We start from the raw sequence: 17,180 nt of genomic DNA on the forward strand, positions 1-17,180 counted from the left end.
CCATGGAATTCCTCCTGGAACCCCTCAGCTACGACTTCATGGTCCGGGCCCTGGCAACCACCGCCATCGCTGCGGTGGTATGCGCCGTCCTGAGCTGCTGGCTCGTCCTGATCGGCTGGTCCCTCATGGGCGACGCCGTCTCGCATGCGGTGCTTCCCGGCGTCGTCCTTGCCTACATCGTGGGTGCGCCGTTCGCGCTGGGCGCGTTGGTGTTCGCCCTGATCGCGGTGACGTTGATCGGCGTGGTACGGAATACCAGCCGGGTGAAGGAAGATGCTGCGATCGGCATCGTGTTCACCTCGCTGTTCGCACTGGGCCTGGTGCTGATCTCCGTGACCCCGAGCCAGACCGACCTGAATCACATCATCTTCGGAAACCTTCTGGGCGTCAGTGTTCCGGACCTCATCCAAGTGGTGGTCCTGGGTGTGGTGGCCTTCGCGATCCTGATCCTCAAACGCCGTGACCTCACGCTCTATGCCTTTGACCCCACGCACGCCCACGCGATCGGACTCTCTCCGCGCAGGCTCGGCGCCCTGCTCCTAGGGCTGCTGGCGCTGACCTCCGTGGTTGCCCTTCAGACTGTGGGTGTGGTGCTGGTGGTGGCCATGCTGATCATCCCGGGTGCCACCGCGTACCTGCTGACCGACCGGTTCGCCCGGATGCTGGTGATTGCCCCCGTCATTTCAGTGGTGTGCTCCGTGGCCGGCATCTACCTCAGCTACTATCTGGACACGGCTTCCGGGGCCATGGTGGTCCTTACTCAGGGAGTGGTGTTCGGCTTTGTGTATCTGTTCAGCCCGCGGCAGGGACTGATCGGTACGCGACTGGCCAAAGCCCGCAGGAAGCGGGCCCTCGCCACAGCTACCGCGCGCTGACAGGGGACCGCATCACCGCGATATCGCCATAGGCGTTGCGGGCGCGGATCTCCACTCTGTCCACGGTGTCGCCCGGTCCGTTGGTAGCTTCGAGGGCATTGCGCACACGTCCGTATTTGGTGCTGAGGTCGAGCCACGCGGCAGTGCCTTCAGACACACCCACGGCCAGCGTGCCGGCAGCAGTCTGAACTGTGAGGCTGCCGGCGGCCACTTCGCCCACGGTGACATCGCCGCTGGATGTTTTGACGGTGGTGGAAAGGCCGGCCCGTTCCAGCGAAATGTCGCCGTTGGCTGCGCTAACGCTCAGTTCTCCGGAAGCGTGGGCGATGTACGTATTGCCATTGCCGTTCTTGACGGTGGCAACTCCGTCCAGGTGATGGATGCGGATTTTTCCTGAGCCCGTCTTGATTCGGGACCGGCCCACAGCGTGCTCCACCGTGATGTCTCCCATGTCCGTGTGTGCCCGCAGCTCGCCGCAGTGATCGACGCGGATGTGGCCAAGGTCGGTTTTGAGGTCGGCTGCGCCGAATTCGCCTTCGCAACGGAGGTCTCCCATGGCGGACTTCAGCTCCAGGCTGCTGCCGGTAGGAACCTCCACCGTGATCTCTACAGCGCCGCCGTCGCTGAACCAGCTATGGCGGAACGATGGGTGAAGCCTTACCTGCAGGCGGCCGTCGGAGTAGTCCACGGTGGTCTGCTCGGCCATTTTGACGTCCAGGTTTCGTGTGGCCTTGCGGGGTTGGACCGTCACCTCGGTGTCGTGGCGATCTTGGGCTACCACCTGGATATCGCCGCGGACGGAGACGTCAATGACGACGGCGATTGGCTGGGGGGTCTGGAAGGTTGCCATTAGCGGGCCCATCCTGTGAAGTTTTGCTCGCCGGGTTCGCGGCGTGTGCCTTTCCTGGGCGCGTTGCCGCCGTTCAACGCTTCGGCGATGGTGCGGACCAGCCAGGAGTTCACGGAAAGGCTGTCCCGGCCGGCCGCCTCTTCAACTTGTTGCTTGAGCTGATCCGGAAGCCGGAGCGTGGTGCGCGAGGTACTGGTGCCATCAAAGTCTTCTGGTGCCATGGTGCCTTGGATGGTTTGTTCGATCATGGCCTCGAAGTCCCCGCCGTGCGGATTTGTGACCACGAATTCCGGGTCACGGCCCCGGAGCCTGACTTCCACGGACCCGGGAGCGAGCTCCAAGGTAATCTCGCTGGCGGCATCAGAGAGGGCCTCCAGGAGGATCAGACGGACCGTGGATTCGACAGCGGCAGTGAGGCGTTCGCTGAGGGCGCGAGCCTCCGGGCCGCCAGCCTCGGCGGCGGTCTCCAGCTGGTGCTGCACCGCCGTGATGTACTGGTTTAGCTGCATGACACCATTGTGACGCCATTTTGGTGTCATCACAATGGTATTTCGGAACAACTGACGCCAAGGGGTGTTGCGTCGGCTTGACGCATCCGGCTTCCGCCGTCAGGCTTGAGCAATGAAGTCTTGAGCGCAGCCCCCTCCCAACGGCTGCATCCCGAGTACCCACATGGCTTTCTGCCACCCACTGCGGACTTGCGAGGATTCCTCTTGACTAACCACCTGCACCTTTCCAGCGTTTCCCACGGCTACGGGGACCGCCAACTCCTGAATGCTGTTGACCTGGCCATCCACCACGGCGAACACGTCGCTATTGTCGGCGAAAACGGCGCCGGTAAATCCACCATGCTTCGCTTGCTGGCCGGTGTGGAGACGCCCGACGACGGCACGGCGGGTTTGTCCGGTAACCCCGGCTACCGCGTGGGTTACCTCGCGCAAACCCACGGGTTCTCCGAGTCCCTGACCGTAGGTGACGCCATTGATGCTTCCCTTGGTTCGCTGCGTTCCCTGGAGGCACGTATTGCCGAGCTTGAGTCGGGTTTGGCTGACGCCGATTCGGAGGATTTGGAGCTCTACGGAAGCCTGCAAACGGAGTACCAACTCCGTGAAGGCTACGCTGCCGAATCCCGGGTGGAATCAGCGTTGGACAAGCTGGGGCTGGGAGGCTTGGACCGGCGTCGAACACTGGGGTCTTTGTCCGGCGGCGAGCAGGAGCGGGTAGCGCTGGCCTGTCTTTTGGCCGACCCGGCTGAGGCCTTGCTGCTGGACGAGCCCACCAATCATCTGGATGCGAACGGCACGGCCTGGCTTGAGTCGAGATTGGCGGCGCATCGGGGCACGGTTGTGGTGGTCTCGCACGATCGCGTGCTGCTGCGGAAGGTGGCCAGCACCATCATCGAAGTTGACGCTGACCGGCGGTCCGTAAACCGGTACGGGAACGGATATGAGGGCTACCTCCGCGAAAAGGCGGCCGAGCGTGTCCGCTGGATCCAGGAATACGATCAATGGCTCGACGCCATGGCTGCTGAACGCCACCAGGCTGCCACGGTTGCAGATGGCATGGGCTATGGCCGCAAACGCGACAACGACAAGATGGCGTTCGGATTCAAGACCGGAACCTGGCAAAGCGCCGCGGCCAGTAAAGTCCGTAACGCCCAGGAGCGGCTGCGCAGGCTCGAGGACAACCCGGTGGATCGGCCACCAGTGCCGTTGAAATTGGCAGCACCGTCCCGGGCCGCGGCCGTGGCGGAGATTGCGTCCGCTCCCGCGTTGGAAGCCAGAGGTGTGAGTGTCCCCGGGCGTCTCCAGCCCACCGATCTTAGGGTGGAAACCGGACAGAAAGTGCTCATCACCGGCCCCAACGGCGCTGGCAAGTCCACGCTGCTGTCCGTCCTTGCCCGGACTCTGGAGCCCGCTGCAGGCACTGTGAACGTCAACGGCAAGGTGGGCTATCTGCAACAAGAACTCGAGGTGCCCGCCCGGCCCGGGCTGCGGCTGCTCCCTGCGTTCGCTGCGGGATTGGGCGGCAACATCGACGAACATGCTGAGGGGCTGCTGCGGCTGGGGCTGTTCCGGCCGGCCGAATTCCACGTTCCTGTGGGCGGTTTGTCCGCAGGTCAACAGCGCCGACTTGCCCTTGCCCGGCTTCTCCTGGGTGGATTCGACACCATGATCGTGGACGAGCCGACCAACCATTTGGCGCCGGTGCTGGTGGAGCAGCTGGAAGCGGCTCTTGCTTCCTTTGAGGGCACGGTGGTGATTGTGAGCCACGATCGTGCGTTGGGGGAGTGGTTCGATCGAAGTGCTTCCCACCATGCCCGCCCCGCTGCGGGCACGTGGGTGCGGTACGGGATGCAGGGCGGCGAATTGCAGTAGTCCCCGGGCGGCTTCCCTGCCGGTGAGCTGTTGGCAAAGAGATGGTTACCGCATGGCCCGAAGGTGGAAACACGGCGTCGAGCGTCCTGAAACAGCGGCAATGGATCATGGGAAGGGAACGGCCGAAAGGACTTGTCCCGTGATCATTCAGAATCTCTTCCTGCAGGGCATCTACACCTTTGACGGCGCTGGCCTGGACAAACCGGTGCCCCTCCATGCCGAGCTCTCCCACTTCGTGCCCGATGGCGTTATCAACCAGACGCTCTACTTTCGCGGGGGCAATTCGAGCCCGGAACTGGTCACCGTGGTGCTGATGCGGGACCGCATTCCCATGCGCTATTTCCCCATTGGAGCCAAGAGCGATGTTCATATCCCGCTCAGGGTAGTGGAAGACACCGAGGGCGGATCGGTGATTGAGCTTTTCATCGTGGCTCCAGTGGGAACCAGGGGATATGTGGTGGTGGACCTGGGGATGGTGGAGCACTGATGAGCGTGCTGGTGAAGAAGCGGCTGGTGGTGATCGGCAACGGCACGGCCGGCGCGCGGGCAGTGGAAGAGGTCCTGGCCAGGGGTGGCGCGGATCTTTTCGACATCACGGTGTTCGGCGACGAACCCTATGGGAATTACAACCGGACCAGGCTTGGGCGGGTGCTGTCCGGGAAGGAAAGTGAGGCGGACATACTCATCCATTCCCTGCCCTGGTACCAGGAGAACAACATCACGTTTCATGCAGGGGTCCGGGTGGAATGCATCGACAAGTTCAGCCGGCACGTCTTCGCCGCCGATGGCCGCGTTGTCCAGTACCGCCAGTTGATCATCGCAACCGGCAGCCGCCCGTTCCTGCCACCCATGGCCGGGCTCCACACTCCCAGCGGAACCATCCGCAACGGAGTCTTTACCTTCCGAAGCTTGGACGATGCCCGCAGGATGATCACGTTCGCTCAGCAGGAGCACCACCGACGGGCAGCGGTGATTGGCGGGGACTCATTCGCTCTGGAAGCAGCCCGAGGTCTGGAGTCCTGCGGTCTGGAGGTGGAGGTTCTTTCCGGAAGCCGGGTCACCGCGATCCTCGGGGCTGATCGCATCACGGGACTGAGCGTACGCAACGAACCTGATATCGACTGCCACATGGTGGTGGTCTCCGCAGGCGTCCGACCGAACGTGGACGTCGCCGTCGTCAGTGGTTTGGCGGTTGAGCGGGGAATCGTGGTGGACGATCACCTGAGGGTGATGGACGAGGACGACATTTACGCAGTAGGTGAGTGTGTCCAGCACCGCGGTGAGGTGTACGGGATGGTGGCGCCCTTGTGGGAGCAGGCCGCCGTGTTGGCCGACCAGATCACGGGCTCGGATCGCAGCTCGATATACCTGGGAACCAGAGCCGCGGCGTAGCCGGAAGACGCCTTATCCGCACCCACCTGTTGCCTGCGTCACGGGCATTCGCGTTAATCCCGTAAGATAGACGGGTTGCGCGAAGCTTCGGCGTTCTGCGTCCTTTGTCACACTTCGGGCCCTCCAAAGAGGGAAAGATCGAATTTTGTGTGCCAAAGCCGCCTGTGTCCCGGCACTGGCGTAACACCTACAGCAACACCCCAACCCACAAGGAACAGCTGTGCCGCAAAGTACTCCCACAGATCTCCAGAGCCCCAAGGCCTCATCTGCAGCCTCGGACTCCAACCTCAGCGCCGAGGGATATCAGAAGACCCTAAGCCGCCGTCACGTCACCATGATCGCCATGGGTGGCGCCATTGGCGTCGGCCTCTTCATGGGCGCCGGTGGCCGCCTGGCCTCCACCGGCCCGGCCCTGATCTTCTCCTACGCCATTGCCGGCGTCATCGCATACCTGCTGATGCGCGCCCTCGGCGAACTCATCATGTACCGCCAGACCTCCGGCTCGTTCGTAAGCTACGCCGGCGAAATGTTCGGCAAGAAGGGCGCCTTCCTTTCCGGCTGGATGTACTTCATCAACTGGGCCATGACAGGCATTGCTGAGCTGATCGCGATCGGCCTGTACTTCCAGTTCTTCTTCCCCAACGTGCCCATTGAACTGTCCGCCATTGCCGCATTGGTGCTGCTGGTGGCCGTGAACCTGTTCAGCGTCAAGGCGTTCGGCGAATTCGAATTCTGGGCATCCTGCCTCAAGGTCGCGGCCATCGTGATCTTCCTGGCTGTTGGCACATTCATGGTGGTCACCAACGCCAAGGTAGGCGACGGAAACGCGTCTGTGGCCAACCTCTTCCACGAAGACGGTGGCATGTTCCCCAAGGGCGGCCTGGTGATGATCCTGGTCCTCAACGCCGTGATCTTCGCTTACAACGCCATCGAGCTCGTCGGCATTACTGCTGGTGAGATGGAAAACCCGGAACGCGAAGTTCCCAAGGCGATCCGCGCCGTCGTGATCCGTATTGTGGTCTTCTACGTCGGTTCGGTGACGCTGCTGGCTATGCTGCTGCCGTCCGACCAGTACGTGGCAGGCACCTCGCCGTTCGTTACCGTGTTCGGCCAGATGGGCCTCGGCTGGATGGGTGACGTCATGAACATGATCGTCATCACCGCCGCGCTGTCCTCCTGCAACTCGGGCCTGTACTCGATCGGCCGCATCTTCCGCACCATGGCCAACAACGGCCACGCTCCGCAATGGCTCACCAAGATGTCCACACGCCACGTGCCGTACGCGGCCATCCTGGCCATCGGTGGCGTGTACCTGGTGGGAATTCTCCTCAACATCTGGCTGGGCGGCTCGCATGCGTTCGACCTCGCACTGAACACCGCGTCCATCGGCGTGATCTTCACCTGGGGCTCCATCTTCGCGAGCCAGATTGCCCTGCGAAAGAAGCGCGGCAACGTCTCCAGCCTGCCGATGCCCGGTTCGCCGTGGACCAGCTGGCTCGGCCTCATTGCGCTGCTGGCCATCACCGTGCTGATTGGTTTCGATTCCATGACGGACAAGGAAACCGGCGAGGTCTTCCTGCTGGGCCTGTGGACCCTTGCCACGATCCCGTTCTTCGCATTGGTGCTGTGGCTCGGGTGGCAGAAGGTCAAGAACAACGAGCCCAAGAGCGAGTTGTTCAGCTAAGGCTCCAAACGCTTTAGACGCTTCAAACGTACGACGGCGCGTGCCTCCTTTCGGGGGCACGCGCCGTTTGCGTTTGCGGACCCGGCGTTGTGAGGCCTGCTTTGCTCGTTATTCATGGCGCATAGGGTGCAGAGCGGGCCTCGCAACGGGAGGTGTCCGTGTTGTGAGGCCTGCTTTGCTCGTTATTCCTCGCGCATAGGGTGCAGAGCGGGCCTCGCAACGGGAGGTGTCCGTGTTGTGAGGCCTGCTGTGCGTTCTAGCCGAGCTTGGGGATCAACACCGGTGTGTTCTTCTTGTAAGCCTCGTACCCCGCTTCGCCGCCCCAGGTCTTGTCCGCCTTCTTCTCCAGCAGGGGGATGCCACTGACCCTGGTGAGGAGGAGGGCCACGAAGACCGGTGAGATCATGGCAACCCACTGCCAGCCTTGGAGTACGGGGATGGTGACGATCGCAACGCCAATCCAGAGCAGGATTTCGCCAAAGTAGTTCGGGTGCCTGGACTTGGACCACAGCCCAGTGGATATGAACTTGCCCTTGTTGGCGGGGTTGGCCTTGAACCGGCTCTTTTGCAGGTCGGCCACAATTTCGATGGCGAACCCGGCTGCCCACACTAAGAGCCCCACGATGGCCAGCCAGTCCACGGCCACCCGGTTGGTGCTTGTGATGGCCACCCAGGCGGCTGCTGCCGTGAAGACCACCCAGAGTCCCTGCATGGTCCAGACGTTCAGAAAGCGGATGAACGAGGGCTTGATCTCGTCGAATCGATCGTCCTTGCCTGCTTTGTGGATCCGCCGCGACAGGAAGGTGCCCAGGCGGAGTGCCCAAGCGGTCACCATGGCCGCGAGGAGCAGCGAGCGGGCGTCAATTCCGGGTGTGGCAAGCACCAAAAACACTGTGATGGCTACGTAGGTCAGCGAACCGGTGAGGTCGAAGAATTTTTCCGTCTGGGCTTTGAAGGACGGGATGAAGACGATCCATTGAATGATGAAGGCGGCGGCTACTGCTGCCGCAAAGAGTGGAATGCCTGCCAAGACTTGCCCATGCTGGCTTCCTGCCCAAGCGACCAGTGCCCCCAGCAGCACTACCACGGGAAGGGCAATGAGGCCCTTCCTGTCTGAATCCTTCACGGCGTGGTTCCTTTCGCGGTGGGTCCCTCGCGACGAGTCGTGAAGGATTACCTAGCCTGTTTGATGTTCAATCTATTTTGATTACTATATAACCATGCAAAACCATGAAAGTGCTACCGAAGGCTCGGAACATCCGGTTTCCCTGACCTTGCAGGGCCTATTCGGCCTCGCGAACGAGACGGAACGTGAGGTAGCCCGGACTCTGGGCCTCAACCTCACCGACTACAGGGCGCTGACCGTCCTTGCTGACTCCGGACCCGTCACCGTTGGAGCACTTGCCGCGGACCTGGGTGCAACAGCGGCCACCACCACAGCGCTGGTCAGCCGCTTGGAAATGCATGGTTACGTTGAACGCATGCGCAGTACCGAGGACCGGCGCCAAGTGCACGTGAACGTTACAGAGGTGGCATCCAGCAAGGTCAAGGACCTGATGCTGCCATTGCTGTCCGCCGCCAGCCGGCAACTGGACGCATTGCCGCAGGACCGCCAGGAAGTCGTCACGGACTTCCTGGACGCCGTCTTGAACCTCATGCAGGATCACTTGCAAGCGATATCAACAGAGGGTGTCCGATGAGAGAATTCACCTCCCCGCCGATGGTTGACGCCACGGTTCACCGCAATGCCACCGACCTTCTCATGCAACGTTTGCGGACCAGCCCAGGGCATGTTGCCTTCGAAGTCCGCGAGCCCGGTGCTGCCATCACCGATCCGTGGCGGCAGGTAACCACCGAGCAGTTCGTGGATGAGGTTCGCGCCCTCGCCAAGGGCTTCATCGCAGCCGGGATTCAACCGGGTGAGTCGCTGGCCATCATGTCCCCAACCCGTTACGAATGGGCGCTTGCCGACATGGCGGCCTGGTTCGCCGGCGCCGTCGTGGTTCCTGTTTATGAAACCTCCGCGGCACCGCAGGTGACAGCGATCCTTGCCGATGCCGACGTCCGGCTCGCCGTGGGGGGCAGCGCCGAACACGCGGCGCTTTTGGAGCAGGGCTTCGCGGGAGCCGGACTGACGGTGTTGGGGATCTGGACCTTTGATGCCCAGCCGGGCGCTGACCTGTCTGACCTGGTGGCGCGTGGCGCCGGCATTCCGGACCACACCGTAGAGGAACGGCGGCTCCTTGCTGACCTCCATAGCGTTGCCACCATCGTGTACACCTCCGGAACAACAGCCGCTCCCAAGGGTGCCCTGATCACGCACGGCAACTTTGTGGGACAGGTAATGAATGTGGCGGCCGCGTACACCGAGGTGGTCCGTGAAGGCGGCAACACCATCATTTTCCTGCCCATGGCGCATGTGCTGGCCCGCGGGCTGCAGCTGATCTGCCTGGCCAACGGCATGCGCATCGCCCACCTGTCCGATCCCCGCGACGTCGTGCCAGCCCTGGGTGCCCTGAGGCCCACGTTCCTGGTGGTGGTCCCGAGGGTCCTCCAGAAGATCCAGGCATCCGCGGCTGCTGCCGCAACGCAGAAACGTCTGGGGCGGGTATGGTCTGCAGCGCAGCGCACCGCTGTGGAGTGGGGCAGGTTCGCAGAAGCGCACGACGCCGACCCCCGGCTGCGTGCCTCAGCCGGCCTCCGCGTCAGACGCGCCCTGTTCGACCGCCTCTTCTACTCGCGGCTGCGGCAGTTGGTGGGTGGGCGGCTGGACTACCTGCTATCCGGTGCAGGCGCCCTTGACGCCGAACTATCCCTGTTCTTCCGAGGATTAGGGCTTCCTGTGATCGAAGGCTACGGCCTCACCGAAACCACGGCACCGCTGACTGGCAACCTTCCCGGGGCCATCAACTCCGGGTCGGTGGGCGTTCCCATGCCGGGGACCACCGTCCGGCTCTCGGAACAAGGAGAAGTGCTGGCGCGCGGCGTGGGCGTTTTCTCCGGGTATCGCCGCGACGCAGACAACGCGGAAGCCTTCGTTGACGGATTCTTCCGTACAGGCGACCTCGGCGAACTGGACCACTTGGGCCGCCTGACACTGAAGGGTCGCATCAAGGATGTGATCGTTACTGCCGGTGGCAAGACCATCTCACCAGCCATCTGGGAGGGCTATGTAGAAGGTGATCCCTTGGTGGCCCACGCCGTCATGGTGGGGGAGGGCAAGCCCTATCTGGGCGGGCTGGTGCTCCTGGACCCCGAATCAGTGGCCGCATGGGCTGAGCGCGAAGGCATCTCCGAGCTGAAGGGCCTCACGATTCCGGACGACGGCGGTGCTGTCCAGATTGACGACGTCCGGCTTCTGGCCGTGATTGGTAAGGCCGTCAGCGCTGCCAATTCCAAAATTGCCCGCTCCGAGCAGGTGCGCCGGTTCGTTTTGTTGCTGACAGACCTCAGTGAGGCCAACGGATTTGTCACTCCCACCATGAAGCTCAAACGGAGTGCTTTCACCAGCCGCGCAAGCCACATTGTGGAAAGCCTCTACAACCAGCCCCGGAGTCGAGCATGAAGCGGTGGTTGCTCGCCTACGCCCTGGCAGCAGTGATCTTCGCCGCGATCGATGTCGTCTGGATCCTCACTGTGGCGCAGCGGCAGTATCAGAGCCAGATGGGGCATCTCCTGGCAGCCAGCCCGCAGCCGGTCGCGGCCGTGCTGTTCTACCTCGTCTTCGTTGCGGGGATAGTGCACTACGGGGTGCGGCCCGGGAGGGCGGACTCGACGCTGCGCCGGCGGATCTTCGCAGGTGCCTTGTTCGGTTTCTTCACCTACGCAACCTGGGCGTTGACGGCGCTCGCTGTCCTCAAGGACTTCCCTGCCCTGGTGGCCTTGACTGACATCGCTTGGGGCGTTGGTGTGTGCGGTGTGGTCACGTGGCTTACGGTGGTGCTGCTTCGACTGATTCCGTGGGGACGCCCGGCGTCTTAGGCCTTTGCGGTTTGGAGTGTCGGGGGTCGGGTCTAGGCTCGATGTATGGAACACACCACCACCTTGACGCAGCACGTCAACGCACGCCCGGAGAAGGTTTGGGCCGTCATTTCGGACATTCCCGGCTCGGCCGGCACGCTCTCAGGCATCAACTCAATCCAGATGCTCAGTGAAGGCCCCTACAGGGAGGGAACGCGCTGGAAGGAAACCCGGACCATGATGGGTAAGCAGGAGACGGTTGAGATGTGGGTTTCCGAGACTGACCCTCCGCGGAGCACCACGGTCAAGGCAGTTCAGGGCGGTGCGGACTACACCACCCGTTTCAACCTCACCGAGCGCGATGGCGGTACGGATCTGACCCTGACCTTCGGCGCCGAGGTGATCAATCCCTCGCTCATCAGCAAGGTGGGGATGGCCCTGTTCGGGAAGTTAGGGATGAGCATGACCCGTAAGGCTCTCAGCAAGGACCTCGCCGAGATCGCTGCCAAAGCGGAATCGCTCTGATGGCGGTTGCGAAGGTTGCCGCGCCCAAGATTTCGCCGGTGCGCCTGGATGAACTACGCGACAACGACGCCCCGGACTTCCAGCGTGGCGAACGGTACGACGGCGTCAGGCTCACCCGTGTTTCTGCCGACGGAGAGGAACTCAGCGGCGCCGATTTCATAGAGTGCGAGCTGAACGGGGTCTCCTTCAACGAGGCTCAGCTGCGGGGGGCAACGTTCCGCGAGTGCATCTTCTCCGAGCCGTATGCCCCGGTCTTCATGGCTGCGCGAACTTCCTGGCAGGACGTGGAGATCACCAACCCGCGGTGGGGGTCGGCCGAACTCTATGAGGGTAACTGGCGCTCTGTCAGAATCGACGGCGGCAAGCTGGACTATGTGAACCTGCGTGGTTCCAAGCTCATGGACCTTCAGATTTCCGATTGCATCATCAATGAACTTGATCTTGGCGGCTGCACGGGTACGCGGTTGGCCTTGAAGAACTGCACCATCGGAACGCTGGATGTCACGGGCGCCAAGCTGAAGGACGTGGATCTGCGGACCTCGGAGTTCCGCGGAATCAACGGATTGGCCGGGCTGGCAGGAGTGGTGATCGACGACTACCAGCTGAGCCGCATGGCACCGCTGCTGGCCGGGCATTTGGGAATTCGAGTGCTCTGACGCCGGCAGGGGCCGGTCTCAGCTGATCCGTAACTGAGGACTTCAACTGTTGACCGGCTCCCCGGGCCGTGTAATCTTTATAGAACGAACGGTCGGTATATTATTCCAGGCCGGTCCCTTTCACTTCGCGAAGGATGTTCTCATGGTCGAGGCTTTTCTTGTTGGCGGCGCACGCACGCCTGTAGGTCGCTACGCTGGGGCGCTGTCCTCCGTTCGTCCGGACGATCTCGCCGCGCTGGTGGTCCGGGAAGCGGTGGCGCGTGCCGGCGTCGATCCTGACACCATTGACGAGGTGATCCTCGGTAATGCCAACGGCGCGGGTGAGGAAAACCGGAACGTGGCCCGTATGGCCACCCTCCTCGCCGGACTTCCCCTCCACATTCCCGGCATCACGGTGAACCGCCTCTGTGCCTCGGGCCTCAGCGCCATCATCATGGCCAGCCATATGATCAAGTCCGGAGCTGCGGACATCGTAGTGGCCGGTGGCGTCGAGTCCATGAGCCGCGCACCTTGGGTACAGGAGAAGCCCACCACGGCGTTCGCCAAGCCGGGCCAGATCTTTGACACCTCCATCGGCTGGCGCTTCGCCAACCCGCTGTTCACCAAGGGCGAGCTGTCCCGCGACGGCAAGATGACCTACTCCATGCCGGAAACCGCTGAGGAAGTGGGCCGGGTGGACAACATTTCCCGTGAGGACGCTGACGCGTTTGCCGTCCGCTCACACGAACGTGCGCTCGCAGCGATCGCGGGCGGTCGCTTCAAGGATGAGATCGTTCCTGTCACTGTAAAGACCCGTAAGTCGGAAACCGTGGTGGACACCGATGAAGGTCCCCGCCTTGGCACCACCATGGATGTTTTGGCCGGCCTGCGGCCTGTTGTTGCCGGCGGTTCAGTGGTCACGGCAGGTAACTCCTCCACGCTCAACGACGGCGCATCAGCCATCATCGTTGCCTCCGAGGCCACCATCAAGAAGTTCGGCCTGACACCCCGCGCGCGCATCGTGGACGGCGCATCGGCCGGCTGCGAACCGGAGATCATGGGAATCGGCCCGGTCCCCGCCACCCAGAAGGTTCTGGCACGCACCGGACTAACGGTCGGACAGCTAGGCGCCGTGGAACTGAACGAAGCCTTCGCCACGCAGTCGCTGGCCAGCATGCGTCGGCTCGGCCTGGACCCGGACATCGTCAACAACGACGGCGGTGCCATCAGTTTGGGGCACCCGCTCGGTTCCAGCGGCTCGCGTATCGCGATCACGTTGCTGGGCCGTATGGAGCGGGAGCTCGCCTCAACTACCGGACCTAAGCTCGGGTTGGCGACCATGTGCATCGGCGTCGGGCAGGGTACCGCGATGCTGTTGGAAGGCGTGTAATGGCCTTGGATACGAAAGACTTCACCACCCTCCTGATCGAGGAACGCGAGGACCGCGTCACTGTCTTGCTGAACCGTCCCGAGGTCCGTAATGCGATCGACCAGACCATGGTGGACGAGCTTCACACGGTTTGCGCTGAGCTTGAGCGGAACCCGAAAGTGCTGATCATTGCAGGCACTGAGGGTGTGTTCGCCTCCGGTGCGGACATTGGACAGCTCCGCGAACGCCGCCGGGACGACGCCTTGCAGGGGATCAACTCCACCATCTTTGTGCGCATCGCCAAACTGCCCATGCCGGTTATTGCGGCTCTGGACGGGTATTGCCTGGGCGGGGGAGCGGAACTCGCCTACGCCGCCGATTTCCGTATTGGCACACCGAGCGTTCGGATCGGCAACCCCGAGACCGGGCTGGGAATCCTCGCGGCCGCCGGGGCCAGTTGGCGGCTGAAGGAGCTTGTGGGTGAGCCGAAAGCCAAGGAGATCCTCCTGGCCGGTGCCGTTCTCCGTGCCGAGGAAGCCCTGCGCATCAGCCTCATTACTGAAATCCACGAGGCTCCCGAACTCATGGATGCAGCACACAAACTGGCGGACCGGATCGGGCGTCAGGACCCTCTAGCTGTGCGGATCACCAAATCGGTCTTCCACGCCCCGGCTGAAGCTCACCCGCTGATCGATACCCTTGCGCAGGGAATCCTCTTTGAATCCCAAGCCAAGTTTGATCGCATGCAGGCCTTTTTGGACAAGAAAACGGCCAAGGCTTCGCAAGACACCGCAGCCGCACCCGACACCTCTACCCACACCGCCGATTCGCAAGACAGGACCCGGAAATGACCCAAGCTCCCACCATCCCGCACGTCGTTGGAGTTCTCGGTGGTGGCCGGATGGGTGCCGGCATCGCGCATGCTTTCCTCACCAAAGGCGCCAATGTGATCGTTGTAGAACGCGACCACGAGGCAGCAGCCGGAGCCCAGGATCGCGTTGCTGACGCCGTCACCAAGTCAGTCGCCCGCGGGACCCTGAACGAATCTCACGAAAAGGCGATGTCCCGTTTCAGCACTTCCACGGACTACGAATCCTTCATTCATTGCGGCCTCGTGGTGGAGGCAGTGCCGGAGGACTTCGACCTCAAGGTCACAGCGCTGAAGGCCGTAGAGGAACACCTCTCAGCCGACGCCTACCTGGCCTCGAACACGTCCTCGTTGTCGGTGACCGGACTGGCCGACGAACTTCGCCGTCCGGCTAACTTCGTGGGGTTGCACTTCTTCAACCCGGTGCCCGCTTCCACCCTCATTGAGGTGGTTCTGGGCATGAAAACCTCCCCCGAACTCGCTGTGGCGGCCAAAAACTGGACCGAGGCACTCGGCAAGACCGCCGTCGTCGTCAATGACGCCCCGGGTTTCGCCTCGTCCAGGCTGGGCGTCGCGATTGCCCTTGAAGCGATGCGTATGGTGGAAGAGGGAGTGGCATCGGCGGAAGACATCGATGCCGCCATGGTCCTGGGCTATAAGCACCCCACCGGTCCGCTCAAGACCACGGATATTGTTGGCTTGGACGTTCGGTTGGGTATCGCCGAATATTTGCACGCCACGTTGGGCGACCGTTTCGCTCCGCCGCAGATCCTTCGGGACAAAGTGGCGCGCGGGGAGCTTGGCCGGAAGACCGGCAAGGGATTCTTCGACTGGAACCACTAACGGCCGGGCCGGTTAGGCTAACCGGGTGACTTCCATTGAACCCATCACCCTGACCGGCCAGTTCGTAACGCTGGAACCGTTGAGCCAGGAACACCATGACGGACTGGTAGACGCTGCACGCGACGGCGATCTCTGGAAACTTTGGTACACCTCGGTCCCCACACCCGAGGGTATGGCCGCTGAAATCGATCGCCGCCTGGGACTACAGGCAAAGGGATCCATGCTGCCTTTTGCGACGCGATCAAACCTCACAGGCGAGCTGATCGGCATGACGACCTATATGAATATCGACGCCCAAACACCTCGCTTGGAGATCGGATCCACATGGAACGCAGCGTCGGCTCACGGCACTGGCACCAACCCGGATTCCAAGCTGTTGCTACTGCGCCACGCCTTTGAAACCTTGGGCTGCCCCGCCGTGGAATTCCGCACCCACTGGATGAACCAGCAGTCCCGCGAAGCAATCGCCAGGCTCGGCGCCAAGCAGGACGGCGTGCTTCGAAGCCATTCCCGCAGTGCCGATGGAGCCCTCCGCGACACGGTGGTCTTCTCCATCCTCGACCACGAATGGCCAGCTGTTCGCAACGGGCTGGAATTCCGGCTGGCCAAGTACGGCGCATAGCTCGGCATGGTGTCAAGGTCTTTCCCCTGCACACCCTTAGGCGTAATCTTGCCAACACATTGCCCCGGTACACGGCCGAATGGTGGGCGAGCCGCGACTTCCGCACATGCGGGACCGGAGCCCCATCGAGCGGTAAAAAAGGGGATTCACCATGGCAACTCATCAAGGACGACGGCGGCACGCGGCTTTTGCAGGCGGGCTCGCCATTGTGGCACTTTGTTTAGGCTTCGTTGCCAGTCCAGCGACGGCCGCTCCACCGCCACCGGTCGACTACGTTGCGCTCGGGGACTCGTATACGGCGGGGACCGGGGCGGGCGGACTGTATCGGGACGCGGTTTGTTGGCAAAGCGAACCCGGATATGTAGACGTTGTGGCGGCTTCCGGTCGCGTGGATTTGCTGAGCAATTTAGCCTGCCATGGTGCTTTACTGTCCTTTGATCCGCTGAATCCGAGCCCGTTCTACAACGGCGCTCCAACCGTTGTTGAGCAGATTTTCTCTGGCCAGGCTGACCTCCAAAAAGCCGAGCTCGTGAGCATTACGGCCGGCGCCATAGATGCCGGAAGCCTTCTTGCTTTGCAGGCCTGCGCTTCACCGGACACCGCCACGTGCGCGGGCACGGTTGCGGGGATCCGCGCCAACCTCGGCTCTGTTACTACTGCACTTGCGGGTACGTACGGGCTCATCCGTGCGGCGGCTCCCAACGCGACGATTGCCGTGATGGGCTATCCTCGCCTCTTTGATCCGAGCCAGGGTGATCTGGTTATCCCGGGCGTAACCGTTGTCCCTGTCGCTAACCAGGTGATGGCCAATAGTGCCGTTGATGATTTGAACAAGGCCATCGCAGCAGCCGTACAACTCAGCGGGAAGAACGTGGTCTTCGTCGACGTCACCAAGCGCTTCGGTGGACACGCCGTCAACTCCGCAGATCCTTGGATTGTGTTGGTCCCCGTTCCCGTGGCCCCGTTCGATCGTCTTCCGGACGCAAACTTCCATCCAAACGTGGCGGGGCACCAGGCCTATGCCTCAGCACTCATCTCCGCGGTGAAACCCGCGCAGCTGGCCAAGCAATAGCCCATTCGTTAGGGGGCGAGCTCTCGGCGGTCATCGAAGGCTATGACGCCGAGAGCCACCCCCTCGTGCTTTCCCGCGACCGTCTCTCACATCCCGCGTGCTTTCCC

The 17,180-nt window shown here is 62.4% G+C and carries 18 protein-coding genes; 15 read left to right on the forward strand and 3 right to left on the reverse strand.

From position 1 onward, the window contains the following. Nucleotides 1-2 precede the first annotated feature (2 nt). Nucleotides 3-875 (forward strand): metal ABC transporter permease, encoded by an 873-nt coding sequence (locus EU811_RS08870; RefSeq protein ID WP_142938115.1) that lies wholly within the window; start codon nucleotides 3-5, stop codon nucleotides 873-875. On the opposite strand, the gene EU811_RS08875 is transcribed toward EU811_RS08870, so the two are convergent. Next, complete coding sequence (locus EU811_RS08875; protein ID WP_142938116.1) at nucleotides 862-1,725, reverse strand: DUF4097 family beta strand repeat-containing protein; 864 nt, start codon at nucleotides 1,723-1,725, stop codon at nucleotides 862-864. The genes EU811_RS08870 and EU811_RS08875 overlap by 14 nt on opposite strands. Then, nucleotides 1,725-2,234 (reverse strand): histidine kinase, encoded by a 510-nt coding sequence (locus tag EU811_RS08880; RefSeq protein WP_142938117.1) that lies wholly within the window; start codon nucleotides 2,232-2,234, stop codon nucleotides 1,725-1,727. The genes EU811_RS08875 and EU811_RS08880 overlap by 1 nt, the downstream gene beginning before the upstream one ends. A gap of 204 nt (nucleotides 2,235-2,438) precedes the next feature. On the opposite strand from EU811_RS08880, the gene EU811_RS08885 reads away from it, so the two are divergent. From EU811_RS08885 to EU811_RS08900, 4 genes are all read left to right on the forward strand, one after another. Then, a complete protein-coding gene (locus EU811_RS08885) occupies nucleotides 2,439-4,103 on the forward strand; it encodes an ABC-F family ATP-binding cassette domain-containing protein (protein WP_142938118.1) in 1,665 nt (554 codons plus the stop codon). Between the two features lie 139 nt (nucleotides 4,104-4,242). Further along, nucleotides 4,243-4,590 carry a molybdopterin oxidoreductase gene (locus EU811_RS08890; RefSeq protein ID WP_142938119.1) on the forward strand — a complete coding sequence of 116 codons (348 nt, stop codon included), beginning with the start codon at nucleotides 4,243-4,245 and terminating at the stop codon, nucleotides 4,588-4,590. Beyond that, complete coding sequence (locus tag EU811_RS08895; protein WP_238703352.1) at nucleotides 4,590-5,495, forward strand: NAD(P)/FAD-dependent oxidoreductase; 906 nt, start codon at nucleotides 4,590-4,592, stop codon at nucleotides 5,493-5,495. Before EU811_RS08890 ends, EU811_RS08895 begins: the two co-directional genes overlap by 1 nt. A 220-nt stretch (nucleotides 5,496-5,715) precedes the next feature. Next, entirely contained in the window at nucleotides 5,716-7,179 is a 1,464-nt protein-coding gene (locus tag EU811_RS08900) for an amino acid permease (protein WP_142938120.1), read from the forward strand. Nucleotides 7,180-7,435: 256 nt separating this feature from the next. On the opposite strand, the gene EU811_RS08905 is transcribed toward EU811_RS08900, so the two are convergent. Beyond that, complete coding sequence (locus EU811_RS08905) at nucleotides 7,436-8,305, reverse strand: DUF1295 domain-containing protein (RefSeq protein ID WP_142938121.1); 870 nt, start codon at nucleotides 8,303-8,305, stop codon at nucleotides 7,436-7,438. A 94-nt stretch (nucleotides 8,306-8,399) separates the two neighbouring features. Between EU811_RS08905 and EU811_RS08910 the strand changes: the two genes are divergently transcribed. The 10 genes from EU811_RS08910 (at nucleotide 8,400) to EU811_RS08955 (ending at nucleotide 17,073) form a co-directional block, all read left to right on the forward strand. Then, entirely contained in the window at nucleotides 8,400-8,879 is a 480-nt protein-coding gene (locus EU811_RS08910) for a MarR family winged helix-turn-helix transcriptional regulator (protein ID WP_142938122.1), read from the forward strand. Beyond that, on the forward strand, nucleotides 8,876-10,744 hold the full coding sequence (locus tag EU811_RS08915; protein ID WP_142938123.1) for an AMP-dependent synthetase/ligase: 1,869 nt from the start codon (nucleotides 8,876-8,878) through the stop codon (nucleotides 10,742-10,744). The genes EU811_RS08910 and EU811_RS08915 overlap by 4 nt, the downstream gene beginning before the upstream one ends. Beyond that, nucleotides 10,741-11,160, forward strand: a complete 420-nt coding sequence (locus tag EU811_RS08920; protein ID WP_142938124.1) for a DUF2177 family protein — start codon at nucleotides 10,741-10,743, stop codon at nucleotides 11,158-11,160. Before EU811_RS08915 ends, EU811_RS08920 begins: the two co-directional genes overlap by 4 nt. A 45-nt stretch (nucleotides 11,161-11,205) precedes the next feature. Then, the gene (locus EU811_RS08925; protein WP_142938125.1) at nucleotides 11,206-11,664 is read left to right on the forward strand and encodes an SRPBCC family protein; all 459 of its coding nucleotides are present in this window, start codon (nucleotides 11,206-11,208) and stop codon (nucleotides 11,662-11,664) included. Beyond that, nucleotides 11,664-12,320, forward strand: a complete 657-nt coding sequence (locus EU811_RS08930) for a pentapeptide repeat-containing protein (protein ID WP_142938126.1) — start codon at nucleotides 11,664-11,666, stop codon at nucleotides 12,318-12,320. The genes EU811_RS08925 and EU811_RS08930 overlap by 1 nt, the downstream gene beginning before the upstream one ends. A gap of 142 nt (nucleotides 12,321-12,462) precedes the next feature. Further along, the gene (locus tag EU811_RS08935) at nucleotides 12,463-13,689 is read left to right on the forward strand and encodes a thiolase family protein (RefSeq protein WP_142938127.1); all 1,227 of its coding nucleotides are present in this window, start codon (nucleotides 12,463-12,465) and stop codon (nucleotides 13,687-13,689) included. Then, the gene (locus EU811_RS08940) at nucleotides 13,689-14,519 is read left to right on the forward strand and encodes an enoyl-CoA hydratase/isomerase family protein (RefSeq protein WP_142938128.1); all 831 of its coding nucleotides are present in this window, start codon (nucleotides 13,689-13,691) and stop codon (nucleotides 14,517-14,519) included. The genes EU811_RS08935 and EU811_RS08940 overlap by 1 nt, the downstream gene beginning before the upstream one ends. Then, nucleotides 14,516-15,379, forward strand: coding sequence for a 3-hydroxyacyl-CoA dehydrogenase family protein (locus tag EU811_RS08945; protein ID WP_142938129.1), 864 nt, complete (start codon nucleotides 14,516-14,518; stop codon nucleotides 15,377-15,379). Before EU811_RS08940 ends, EU811_RS08945 begins: the two co-directional genes overlap by 4 nt. A 25-nt stretch (nucleotides 15,380-15,404) precedes the next feature. After that, nucleotides 15,405-16,001: a GNAT family N-acetyltransferase gene (locus EU811_RS08950; protein WP_142938130.1), complete on the forward strand. Its 597-nt coding sequence runs from the start codon at nucleotides 15,405-15,407 to the stop codon at nucleotides 15,999-16,001. A gap of 151 nt (nucleotides 16,002-16,152) precedes the next feature. Further along, nucleotides 16,153-17,073 (forward strand): SGNH/GDSL hydrolase family protein, encoded by a 921-nt coding sequence (locus EU811_RS08955; RefSeq protein WP_142938131.1) that lies wholly within the window; start codon nucleotides 16,153-16,155, stop codon nucleotides 17,071-17,073. The last annotated feature ends 107 nt before the right edge of the window (nucleotides 17,074-17,180 follow it).

The organism is Arthrobacter sp. TS-15, from assembly GCF_006964045.1.
In the GTDB taxonomy this organism is placed as follows: Bacteria; Actinomycetota; Actinomycetes; order Actinomycetales; family Micrococcaceae; genus Arthrobacter.